The organism is Cohnella algarum (assembly GCF_016937515.1).
In the GTDB taxonomy this organism is placed as follows: domain Bacteria; phylum Bacillota; class Bacilli; order Paenibacillales; family Paenibacillaceae; genus Cohnella; species Cohnella algarum.
The window spans coordinates 2,786,695-2,798,709 of record NZ_JAFHKM010000002.1; the positions used below are offsets into that span (position 1 = coordinate 2,786,695).

A 12,015-nucleotide genomic window follows, 5' to 3' on the forward strand; every position below is an offset into this window, starting at 1 on the left:
TTAGGGGAAAATTAGGGGAGGAGGAGGTCTCGCAAGGAGCCTATGTTGGAATTTGTCCAATCTAGGGAGCGGAAAACGGGGAAAACGTTGCCTAGAGTGGATTTTATCCAACGAGAAACTTGGAATTTGGGCGAAAACGCGGAAAAGGCCTCGCCAGATTGGACAAAATCCAACAAAGATGACGTGTTTGGTGAAAAAAGCGGTTTTGATTGGACAAAATCCAACCAAGCTTTGCCGACCCAGTGTCATCCCGCTCAACCTTGCTCAACCCTGGCCAATCCTGCGTACCCCTCGTGTTTTTCTCAGGACCGATTATTTCGGGAATTCGGATGCGAATCGGATGAAGAAACCGGGAAAGCGCTTATGATTTCATTCGCGAAATTGGTTGTGTTGATCCTTTCCTTTCACTAAAAGAAATAGACCGTCCAGGAGTCTGCCATATCCCCGCATGCTGCCGTCATGCTACCCTCCCTTGTGTTACCGCAAAGCATGCATCCTGCGGCTCGTCGGCCATTCTCGCGAGCATCCGATATTTTTCTACCCTCCTTCTTATCATCTTCCCCTTATCGCGAGCCGCCGACAACTATAGAATGAACCTGTAAATCAAAAGGGGAGGTTATTTGCAAATGTTCAAGCTGGGGAAAATCGGCCTTGTCGCCGCGCTTTGCGTTACGCTGCTGGCGGCCTGCGGCGGCGGATCGAACGAAAGCGGCGGCGCGTCCGGAGACGGACAGGAAAAAGTGACGCTGACGCTGTGGAACAACTGGTCCGGCCAGGACGCCAAAGCGGTGGCGATGAGAAAAATATTGGACGACTTCAAGGCGGCGCATCCCGAGGTGGACCTGCAGGTCGAGGCGCTGGCGACGGACGGCTTGAAAACGCGCCTGCGCACGGCGGCGGCCGCGGACGAAATGCCCGATTTGTTCGTCATGTGGCCGGGCGCCATGACAAGGGAATTCGTCAACGGCGATTTGCTCCAGCCGATCGACGAGTTTCTGGACAGCAAGCCGGAATGGAAAAACAACTTCATTCCGAACGCGCTGGACGACTTCACGGTGGACGGCAAAGTATACTCCGTTCCGATGAATCTGGCGCCGAGCTCGCTCGTTTATTACAACCAGGCGATCTTCGACCAATACGGGGTCAAGGTGCCGACGACCTGGGACGAGCTGCTGGCGGCTATCGATACGTTCAACCAAAACGGCGTCATCCCGATCGCGCTCGGCAACAAGGCGAACTGGGTGGCCCAATCGACGACCTTCAGCACGATCGCCGACCGCGTGACGGGTACCGACTGGTTTCTGAAAGCGGTCGCACAGGACGGGGCGCAATTTACCGATCCGGAGTTTATCGATGCGCTCAAGAAGATGCAGGAGCTCGGGACCGCAAAAGCGTACCAGGACGGCTTCAACAGCATCGACGAAAACCAGATGATCCAGCTCTACACGCAGGAAAAAGCCGCCATGTTCATCAACGGGGGCTGGGCGGTCGCCAGCCTGGTGAACACCGCGTCGGAGGAAGTGCTGAACAACACGAACATTACGATTCTCCCGCCGGTCGAAGGCGGAAAAGGCGAGCCGCAGACGACGGCCGGCGTCGTCGGCACGGGACTCGGCGTCAGCAAGAAGGTCGACGGCGCCAAGAAAGAAGCCGCGATGGAACTGCTGTATGCGCTCGCCGGGCCCGACGGGCAAAAGGCCACGCTCGACAGCAGCACGCTCGTCAGCTACAACATCGAGCTCGACGAATCGAAGGCCAACCCGCTGTTCGTCAAGCTGAGCAACCTGATGAAAGACGTGAAGATCGTTCCGGTCTACGATTCCAAACTGAGCTCGGCCGCGGTGGAAGCCGTCAACAACGGGCTCCAGGAGCTGCTCATGGGCGGCAACCCGGAGGACATCGCCAAAAAGATCCAAAGCGCCCAAGCCGGCGCGGTCGGTTCCTGATCCGGAATCGGCACATCAAATTCGCCATCCGTTCGGCCCTCCTCCGGGAGGGCCGACGAATTCAGGGAGGTGGTGCGGGTGAATACGCTGCGGGTACGCCGGTTTATCGCGCTGGCGCTGTTGCCCTCTCTTGTCCTTTACGCCTTGTTCGTGTTCGTGCCGGTCGTCTGGTCGGCGTACTACAGCTTTTTCAACTGGTCGGGCATCGGCGAGGCCAAATTCCACGGCGCGAAAAATTACGTCGAGCTGGTCAACGATCCGGTGTTCTGGCATTCGCTCAAAAACAACGTCATCTTCGTCCTGGCGTCGGTCCTCGGACAAGTGCCGATCGCGCTCGTCCTGGCGATCGTCCTGCACAAGAGCAACGGCTTGCAGCGATTTCTCCGCTCGGCCGTGTTCATGCCGATGGTGCTGTCGTCCGTCGTTATCGGGATGATCTGGCAGTACATCTACCATCCGCAAATCGGCATTCTGAACTTTCTGCTCGACGCCGTCGGCCTCGGGTCCTGGAAGCTGCAGTGGCTGTCCGACCCGAACATCGCGATTTACGCGCTGCTGCCGCCGCTGATCTGGAATTTCGTCGGCTTGTACCTGATCATCTTTATTTCGGCGCTGCAAAACATTCCCGGCGAAATCCACGACGCGGCGAAAATCGACGGCGTTTCCGGCGCGAGAAAGCTTTTTTCCGTCACGCTGCCGATGATTTGGGGGACGATCCAGGTCGCGCTCATTCTGTGCATTTCCGGCAGCCTGAAATCGTTCGATCTGGTGTATGTGATGACGAAGGGCGGTCCCGCCCACGCGACCGAGCTGCTCGCGACCTACATGTACAATTCGACGTTTTCCACGTACCGGTACGGCTACGGCAGCACGATTTCGACGGCCATCGTCATCATCAGCCTGCTGTTTATCGGGACGAGCCAATGGCTCACGCGGAAAAAAGCCGATTAGGAGCCTGTCCGATCCGAAAGCCGTTCGGTCGGGCGGACTCCAACAAGGAGAGGAGGTACCCAAGATGAGCAATGCGCAGCTTGCCCGGACGGTTTCCCGAAGCGTCGAGTCGACGAGCGGGCGAACGCTCCGGAAAAAATGGGGCGCGGGCTTGTTCTGGATTTTTTTGCTGCTTTACGGCATTCTTACTATATATCCGCTGTTTTGGCTGATCATCAGCGCCTTTAAATCCAATGCGGAATTTTTCAGCCGCCCGTTCGGCCTTCCCGAAACGTGGCTGTGGGAAAATTTCACGCGGGCGTGGGAAACGTCGAAAATGGGCACCGCATTCATGAATTCCGTCATCGTCTCGGCCGTGTCTCTCGCGTTGACGCTGCTGCTTGCGGGTCTGACATCCTACGTGCTCGCCCGCTTCAACTTCCGGCTGAAAGGCTGGACGATGGCTTTCTTCGTCGTCGGCATGCTGATTCCGATTCACAGCACGCTCGTCCCGCTGTTTATTCTGATGAAGCAAATGTCGATTCTGAACACGTATTGGGCGCTGATTTTTCCTTATGCCGCGTTCGCGCTGCCGACGGCCATCTTTGTCTTGACGGCCTATCTGGCGACGATTCCGAAGGAAATCGAAGAAGCCGCCTATATCGACGGAACGGGGCTGTGGGGCGTGTTTTTCCGGATCATGCTTCCGATTTCGCTGCCGGCTTTGTCCACGGTCACGATTTTGACTTTTTTGCATTCGTGGAACGATTTTTCGTTCGCCTTGGTGTTTATCAGCAACGCGGCCTTGAAGACGCTGCCGCTCAGCATCACGACGTTCGCCGACGGGTTTCAGACCGATTACGGCTTGACCCTGGCGGCGATGACGCTGTCCGTGCTGCCGACGATTCTCGTCTTTCTCCTGTTCCAGGAACAGGTGATGAAAGGCATGACGGCGGGAGCGGTCAAAGGCTGACGAAGAACGGTTGGGGGGATCAAAGACGTGAGACGATGGATCGGAAATTCGCTGCGGCGCAAGCTGTCCGTTCTGATGCTCGCGTCCACGTTGATCCCCCTGCTGTTTTTGGGGATTTTCGCGTTTTATACGTCGTCCCGGGTGACCGAGCAGAACCTCAATCAGGCCGGCATGGATACGCTGAGCCAGATGGAGGGTTATTTGCAATTCCAGCTGAGAGACGTGGAGAACGTTTCCTTGTTTCTGATCGGGCAGCAGGACGTGCAGCGTTTTGCCGCCGGGACGGACGACGACGTCGAGCTGCGGACGCGGGTGCTCGGCATGCTGGTCAGCCTCGTCAGCTCGAAGGAGTACATCGCGGATATTACGGTCTATTCGAACCGGTTCGACCTCCCGGTGTCGACGGCGACGTTTTACCGCTCCGACTTGCATGAGCAGCTTGCCCTCGAAGACGTGACGGCCAAAAGGTGGACCCGCCTTTACACGGTCGAGGACTACGCAGGCGAGCATCGTCTCGTGTCGTTCATCCGTCCGCTCCGCAGCATCAACGACTACGAGCCGCTGGGATGGATTTCGATCAGCCTGGACGAGCGGACGATTTCCCGGAATTGGGGCGAGGCGCAGCTGGGCGGAGGTCAGGGGGAAGTCGTGCTGTTCGACGGGGAGGGGCATCTTTTGTCTTCGACTGACAAGAACCGGCTGTCGGAGTCGATCGATGCGCTGTACCCGGGTCTCCGGCAACACCTTGACCGCGCGAAGCCCGCCAAGGGCGTGTCCGCGTACGGAGACGGGCGCGACAAAAAAACGGTTCTTTACTCCCGCCAGGCGCTTGGGGGCTGGACGCTGGCCGGGGTGTTCCCCTACGAGCTGTACCGCTCGCAAAGCGAATACATCGTCCGGCTGACGGTGCTGGCCGTCGCGCTTTCGGTGCTGATCAACGCCCTGCTCATCCTGTTTACGGCTCGGCGGATTACGAATCCGCTGCGGCTGCTCACCCGGCTGCTGACAAAAATCGACCCCGACGAGCCGCTGCCCGTCGTTCCGATCCGGTCGAACGACGAAATCGGGCAGCTCGCCCGAAGCTACGGGCTGCTCGGCACCCATATCGAACAGCTCAAGAAAAAGCTGGTCCGCAACGAAGCCCGGAAGAAGGAAGCCGACATGCGCGCGCTCCAGGCGCAGATCAATCCCCATTTTTTGTACAATACGCTTTCTTCGGTCCATTGGATCGCGCTGATGGCCGACGAGAAAAAAATCGCGGACATGGTCGGCGCCCTGAGCGATTTCCTGCGGTTCAGCCTGAACAAGGGCAACGAGTTTTGCGAGGTGCGGGACGAAATTTCGCATATCAAAAACTACGTCATGGTGCAGTCGATCCGCTTTCCCGACAAATTCGACGTCGACTACGTCGTGCATCCCGCCGCGCAAACCAAGCGGATGGTCAAGCTGCTGCTGCAGCCGCTGGTCGAAAACGCGATGATTCACGGGGTTCAGAAAAAAGAGGGGAAGGGAAACATCGCCGTTTCCGTCGAGCTTCGGGGGAACCGGTTGTTTTTTCTCGTGCTGGACGACGGGGTCGGCATGACGGAGGAACGGCTGGCGTTCGTCCGGAACAGCCTTCGGCCGGACGGCGGCGGGGAGACGCTCACGGAGGTTTACGGCCTGCGAAACGTGAACGAACGGCTGCTGCTGCATTACGGCCCGGATGCGATGCTCCACATCGACAGCAAGCCGCAGGCCGGCACGCGCGTTTCTTTTTCCACTCCCGTTTTGGAGGGTTCGCATGAAGATCATGATCGTGGATGACGAAGTCATTATCCGCACCGGACTGGCGAAAGTGATCAAGTGGGAGGAGCTCGGCCTGCACTTGCTGGAGCCGGCGGCTTCGGCCGAAGAAGCGCTGGAGCGGCTCGGGCGGGAACGGCCGGACATCTTGCTGACGGACATCCGCATGACCGGCAAGACCGGCCTGGAGCTGGCCGATGAGGCGAGGCGGCTGCTCCCCGACCTGGACATTATCATTCTTACCGGCTACGACGACTTCCAATATACGCAGCAGGCGATCCGGCAGGGCGTGAACGATTACTTGCTGAAAACGAGCCGGCCCGAGGACATCATCAAAACGGTGCTGAGGGCGAAGCGGCGAATGGAAGCGAAGCGGGACGAGCACAACCGGGAACGGTTCAAAAACAAGGAGACGCGCGACCGGCTGTTCGAACGCTGGATTATCAGCGGGGATCCGTCCGGGATCGAGCCCGGGCTGCAAGAGGCGTTCCTGTCCGGCCTGTCCGCGCATCCGGGCAACGGCGGAGTCCGAATGCTGCAAATCTGGCTGGTGGCGGGCGAAGGCTGGACGGAATCGCCTTCCTCGGAGTCGCTGCTGCTGTTCGCCATCGAAAATATGCTGAGAGAGATGCTGGCCTGCGAAACGCTGATCCGGAAAAAACGCATCGTGGCCGCCGTTCCGATCGATCCCGCGCGCAAGGAGTTCGAGCATTCGCAGCATTATTCGGCCTTGGCGAAAATCGAGCGCTTATTGAAATGCAGGATATTCGCCGCCGCCGGCCTGCCCGTGGATCGTCCGGAGCGGCTTCACGAGTCCTACGTCGCGGCGGACCGCGTTTTCGGCTATAAGGGCCTCATTCCCGACAACCGGGTCGAGTACGAAGCCTTCATCCGCCGGAAGGGCGGCAAAACGTCCTGCTCCTACGAAGAGGAGCTTGAGCTTTCCGCCATTTTGCTCGAGGACGACCCGCTTGCGCTCAAGGGCTGGGTGCAGACATACATTCAAGCCCGGCTCGAGGATCCCGAATTCACGCTGGAATCGCTGGAGGCTTCGCTGCATTCGGCGGCCGCCGCGGCGGGCAGATGGCTGGAGCGCGTGCAGACCGTAACGGGCCGGAAAAACGCGGAGGAGGGGCTCGCGCCTTTCCGATACGAGAGGGAGTCCGTTCCCCGGAACGCCCTGTTCCAATATTTGTACGCCGTCATGAAGCGGTATCACGACCGGCTGGCCGAAGGGGCGGCTTCGCACGCGCAGAAGGCGATGGCCTATATCGAAACGAATCTCGGCAAGGACGTCGGCCTGCAGCAGGTCGCCAGGCACGTGCATCTGCATCCGAACCATTTGAGCGAGGTGTTCAAAAAGGAGACGGGAATGACGTTCGGGGATTACGTAACCCGGCGGCGGATGCGCCGCGCCGCCGGGATTTTGTCCACGACGCCGGCGAAAATCAGCGAGGTCGCGGCTTCCGTCGGCTATGCGGACGTCAAGTATTTCAGCCAGCTGTTCAAAAAAGAGACCGGAAAGACGCCCAGCGAATACCGCGAAGGCGCCGCCTCGGCCGTCAAACAGGATTAAGCGCATAAACCAGCAGGAGGAGACGATCGGCATGGAGCTGAAGCACGATTGGAGAATTCAACATTTCGAACCGGGGGAGAAGCGGCCGCTCGACGTCGCTTCTCCCGGCCTGGACGACCGGTTCTGGGCGACGGCAAGCGTGCCCGGGGACGTTCATGCGGCGCTGATCGAGCGGCGCATCATCGACCACCCGTATTACGGACACAACGACGTCAAAGGCCGCTGGATCGAGCAGAAGGAATGGTGGTACCGCAAGTCGTTCGATTTCGCGAAGGACGACGATCCCGAGCTGCGGCACGAGCTGGCGTTCGAGGGGCTGGATACGTTCGCGACGGTATACCTCAACGGCCTGGAGATCGGAACTGCGGACAATATGCTCATGGGCCATACGTTCGACGTCACGAGGGCGCTGCGCGACGGCCGCAACACGCTCGCCGTCAAATTCGATCCGCTGTCGCTTCACAACCGGGACAAGCTGCAGTTCGACTGGTCCTCCTATACGAAGGAGCGGCCGTGGATCCGCAAAGCCGCGATGAATTTCGGCTGGGACTGGGGCCCGCGCCTCGTGACGGTCGGCATCTGGGGCAAGGTTCGGCTGGAGAGCCGGCGTCTGGCGAAGCTGGAAAGCGTATTTGCGCGGACGGTCCGAGCCGGCGCGAAGGAAGCGACGGTTCGCGTGGACGTCGAGGCCAGGGCGTTCCGCCGGAACGAGCCGTGCGAATGCGAGATCCGGCTGTTGGCGGGGGACGGAAGCGAGGTTGCCTCGAAGCGGGTGCCCGTGAGCCTCGGGAAAGCTTCGGCGGATCTGGCTGTGGACTCGCCGCGGCTGTGGTGGACGCACGATCTGGGAGAGCCTTACCTGTACGAGCTGGAGGCGACGCTTTATGCGCGCGGGGAAAAGACGGACGTCTACCGCAAGCCCTTCGGCATCCGCACCGTCGAGCTCCGGCTTCGGAACGAGGCGGGGGAAAACGCGTTCGCGTTCGCGCTGAACGGCGTGAAGCTGTTCGCCAAAGGGACGAACTGGATTCCCGCGGACAACCTGATCGGCTCCATTCCCGACGACCGCTACCGCGACCTGATCGCGCTTGCCGTCGACGGCAACATGAACATGCTGCGCGTCTGGGCGGGGGCATTTACGAGAAGGATATTTTCTACGACGAATGCGACCGCCGGGGGCTTCTCGTCTGGCAGGACTTCGCGTTCGCCAACGCGCTGTTCCCGGACTTCAACCGGAACTTCATGGACAACGTGCGCCGCGAGGTCGTCTACAACGTCAAAAGACTGCGCAATCACGCGTCGCTCGCGCTCTGGTGCGGCAATAACGAAATCGACTGGCTGTACGACAAGAAATCGTCGGAAGGCAGCATTACGACGCCTTTCTACGGCGAAAGCATCTATCACGAGCTGATTCCGGAGGTGCTGGAAGAGCTGGACGACAGCCGGGCGTATTGGCCTTCGTCCCCTTACGGCGGCGACGACGCCAACGACCCGGACGCCGGCGACCGCCACAACTGGCAGGTGTGGCACGGCTCCGTCTACCCGCGCAAATCCGGCGAAGCTCCGGTCATCGACTACAGCATCGAGGGCGTCTCCTTCAAAAACTACAAAAAGGACTTTACGCTGTTCAGCAGCGAATTCGGCATGCATGCTTCGGCAAACCGGCATACGCTGGAAAAGTACGTGCCGGAGGGCGAGTTCTACTGGGGAAGCGCGGAGATGGCGTATCGCAACAAGGATACGAATCACCTGAAGGGCATCCTGCTGATGGAAGGCTTTACCGGCATTCCGCGCGACATCGGGGAATACATGAACTTCTCGATGCTGACGCAGGCGGAAGGGCTCAAATACGGCATCGAGCATTACCGCCGGAACAAGCGCCGGACGAGCGGATCGCTGATCTGGCAGCATAACGACAGCTGGCCCGGCACCAGCTGGTCGCTGATCGACTACGAGCTGCTGCCGAAGGCGTCGTTCTACTACGCGAAGAAATTTTATCATCCGCTGCTGCTGTCGCTCGATCACGACCCGGGCCGTCCGCTCCGGCTGTGGGTCGTGAACGACCGGACCGCTCCGTGCCGGGGAAGCGTCCGGCTCGGCGTCTATGACTTTGCGGGCGAAATGGTGTTCGAGCGCGAATTCGCCGCCGACGTTCCGGCGGGCGGCGCGGTCGAGCTCGGCAGCCTGACGGAGGCGGAGGCGCTGAACGGCAGGGCGGCGGAAGAGGTCGTCGTGCGGCTTTCGGCCGACGGCTTCGACGCGCCGGACAATCTGTACTATTTGCGGGATCACAAGGACCTGCGCCTGCCGACAACGGAGCTGAAGGTGACGGCGGACCCGGCGGCGCAGACGGTGACGGTGGAAGCGGGAGCTTATTTGGCGCGGATGGCGAAGATCGATTTGCCGCGGGGCAACGTCCGCTTCAGCGACAATTTCTTCGATCTGCTGCCGGGCGAGCGGAAAACCGTCGTCCTGGCCGATCCGAGGGCGGCGCCGTCTCGCTGGCCGGCCTTGCCGTGACGGCGATCAACGCGGGTCCGGCCGGCGAGGGCTAGAAGGTCGTTCGTCCGAAGGGCGCCTTCCCGAGACGTCGAATGTGCGGGGATTGTTCTTCCGGCGCGTCGGACGGTTCGGAAGGGAGAAGCGCTCGACGCTTCTCCCGGCCCGGACGAGCGTTCGGCTCAGCTTTCGCCTTCGCCGGAGCGGCCGAAGGCTATTCTTTTGGGGAGGTCCGCATCGGCCAATTTTACGTGCGTCTCGATCATGTCCGGAACGTGTTTTTTGGTCAGAAGCATGCCGCCTACGGTACCGTTTACGATTTCGAGCTTTTCCGGGCCGAGCTCGGACAGTCCCGCGTGCGAAAAGCGAACCTCCTTGCCGAAATGACTCGATAGCGCATCCGCAAGTTCGCTTTGTTCCTTGGCGGTCAAGCTTTCGAAACGGGACAGAATGTCATCGATTTTTTCGCTCACGCCACATCTCCCTCCTTTCCGGCAAAATTTCGGTCTCGATCATTCCTCATACGTTTTTCCGCGGCGAAGGGTCCCGTTATTTCCGGATGCGTGCTGCATTTCGGGGAAACAACCCATTTTATTCGACATAATCCGAAAAATTAGGGCTTATTTCGAACGAATTTAGCAAAAACTTATAAAAACGTTCGCTTTTTGGATTGACGGACGGTTGCTTTCTGCCTAGAATGAGGAGCGCAGGGCCGGATTTTTTTAGGTTGAGAAGCGGAACCTAGGAAAGTCGGGCCATTTGAATTTTGTCTATCGGATCAAGGTCAAGGGGGAAGGCTCTCGAATGGAGAAGTTTTTCAAGCTCAAGCAGAACGGAACGAACGTGCGCACGGAGATCATGGCGGGGATTACGACGTTCATGACGATGGCGTACATACTGGCGGTCAACCCGATTATCCTCGGGGGCTCGGGTTTGGACAGCTACGGCATTTTTCTCGCGACGGCGCTGGCGGCCGGCATTTTTACGATTGCGATGGGGCTGTTCGTGAATTTCCCGGTAGCGCTGGCTCCGGGCATGGGCCTGAACGCCTACTTCGCCACGACGGTGGTGGCGTCCAAGGCGACCGGCCATCCGATCACGCCTTCGATGGCGCTGGCGGCGGTGTTCGTTTCGGGGATTATTTTTTTCATCCTGACGGTGACGAAGGTGCGGCAAATGCTCGTCGTCGCGGTGCCGGACGGGCTTAAACACGCGATTACGGTCGGGATCGGCCTGTTTATCGCGATCATCGGCCTGAAAAACAGCGGCGTGCTGACGATTTCGCTCGACGCGTTCGGCCGCGAGTTCCCGCAAGGCTCGTACACGGCGCTCGGGGGCAGCGAAACGGTCATCCATCTCGGCGACCTGACGCAGCCGTCGGTATGGCTGACGATCGTCGGCTTGTTTCTGATCGCGGTCCTGATGGTATTGAAAGTGCGGGGCGCGATCTTGATCGGCATTTTGCTGACGACGCTGATCGGCGCCATTCCGGGCGTCGATGCCGTCGACTTCGGCTCGCTGCAAGGGCAAAGCTGGATTCCCGATTTCTCCAAGCTGAACTTTCTGGATTTCAATTTCGCCGATTTGCTGACGACCGGATTGCTGGCCGCGATCGCGACGTTCACGTTCGTCGAGCTGTTCGACACGTTCGGCACGTTGGTAGGTACGGCTAACCGCGCCGGCTTCCTGAAGAACAAAGAAGAAGGAAACAAGCGCATCGGCAAGGCGATGCTGGTCGACTCGATCGCGGTCAGCGGCGGCGCGATGCTCGGAACGAGCACGATGACCGCTTACGTGGAAAGCACCGCGGGAATCGCGGAAGGCGGCCGTACGGGGCTTACGTCTTCCACGACGGGCGTCCTTTTTTTGCTGTCGCTATTCCTGGCGCCGATCGCGCTGCTCGTGCCGACTCCGGCGACCAGCGCGGCTCTCATTATCGTCGGCGTGCTGATGATGCAGTCGGTGAAGGAAATCGACTTCTCCGATCTCGTCATCGGCATTCCGGCCTTCCTGACGATCGCGTTCATGCCGTTCACGTACAACATCGCCAACGGCATCTCGTTCGGGATCGTGTCTTACGTGCTGCTGGCGGCGGTATCGAGCTGGTTCGGCCGGAAGAAATACAGCGTGCATTGGCTGATGTGGATTTTGTTCGTGCTCGTCATTGCCCGGTACTTGTTCGTGGGCGGGGAATAAGCGTGAAAAGGGAAAAAACGGCCCGAGGGGCCGTTTTTTCGATGAGCGTGGCCGGAAACGCGGGGATAAAAGTGGAATAACGGCCCCGAAGGGCGGGGTTAATCCCGGAA

Annotated in this window: 10 protein-coding genes; 9 read left to right on the forward strand and 1 reads right to left on the reverse strand. The window is 59.4% G+C overall.

Features of this window, described 5'->3' with window-relative positions:
- Nucleotides 1-42: 42 nt before the first annotated feature.
- From JW799_RS12760 to JW799_RS30105, 8 genes are all read left to right on the forward strand, one after another.
- A complete protein-coding gene (locus tag JW799_RS12760; protein WP_205430101.1) occupies nt 43-411 on the forward strand; it encodes a hypothetical protein in 369 nt (122 codons plus the stop codon).
- A gap of 215 nt (nt 412-626) precedes the next feature.
- The gene (locus JW799_RS12765) at nt 627-1,946 is read left to right on the forward strand and encodes an extracellular solute-binding protein (RefSeq protein ID WP_205430102.1); all 1,320 of its coding nucleotides are present in this window, start codon (nt 627-629) and stop codon (nt 1,944-1,946) included.
- A gap of 78 nt (nt 1,947-2,024) precedes the next feature.
- Nucleotides 2,025-2,897, forward strand: coding sequence for an ABC transporter permease subunit (locus tag JW799_RS12770; protein WP_205430103.1), 873 nt, complete (start codon nt 2,025-2,027; stop codon nt 2,895-2,897).
- A gap of 64 nt (nt 2,898-2,961) precedes the next feature.
- Entirely contained in the window at nt 2,962-3,849 is an 888-nt protein-coding gene (locus JW799_RS12775) for a carbohydrate ABC transporter permease (RefSeq protein WP_080832867.1), read from the forward strand.
- Between the two features lie 27 nt (nt 3,850-3,876).
- Nucleotides 3,877-5,655 (forward strand): cache domain-containing sensor histidine kinase, encoded by a 1,779-nt coding sequence (locus tag JW799_RS12780; protein WP_080832866.1) that lies wholly within the window; start codon nt 3,877-3,879, stop codon nt 5,653-5,655.
- Nucleotides 5,633-7,210: a helix-turn-helix domain-containing protein gene (locus JW799_RS12785; protein WP_080832865.1), complete on the forward strand. Its 1,578-nt coding sequence runs from the start codon at nt 5,633-5,635 to the stop codon at nt 7,208-7,210. The genes JW799_RS12780 and JW799_RS12785 overlap by 23 nt, the downstream gene beginning before the upstream one ends.
- A 31-nt stretch (nt 7,211-7,241) precedes the next feature.
- Nucleotides 7,242-8,621 carry a glycoside hydrolase family 2 protein gene (locus JW799_RS30100; protein WP_420830621.1) on the forward strand — a complete coding sequence of 460 codons (1,380 nt, stop codon included), beginning with the start codon at nt 7,242-7,244 and terminating at the stop codon, nt 8,619-8,621.
- A 410-nt stretch (nt 8,622-9,031) separates the two neighbouring features.
- Complete coding sequence (locus tag JW799_RS30105) at nt 9,032-9,730, forward strand: glycoside hydrolase family 2 protein (RefSeq protein ID WP_420830684.1); 699 nt, start codon at nt 9,032-9,034, stop codon at nt 9,728-9,730.
- A gap of 161 nt (nt 9,731-9,891) precedes the next feature.
- Here the strand turns inward: JW799_RS30105 and JW799_RS12795 are convergent, their stop codons facing one another.
- A complete protein-coding gene (locus tag JW799_RS12795) occupies nt 9,892-10,182 on the reverse strand; it encodes a hypothetical protein (protein ID WP_205430104.1) in 291 nt (96 codons plus the stop codon).
- Nucleotides 10,183-10,513: 331 nt separating this feature from the next.
- On the opposite strand from JW799_RS12795, the gene JW799_RS12800 reads away from it, so the two are divergent.
- The gene (locus JW799_RS12800) at nt 10,514-11,905 is read left to right on the forward strand and encodes an NCS2 family permease (protein WP_205430105.1); all 1,392 of its coding nucleotides are present in this window, start codon (nt 10,514-10,516) and stop codon (nt 11,903-11,905) included.
- Nucleotides 11,906-12,015 lie beyond the last annotated feature (110 nt).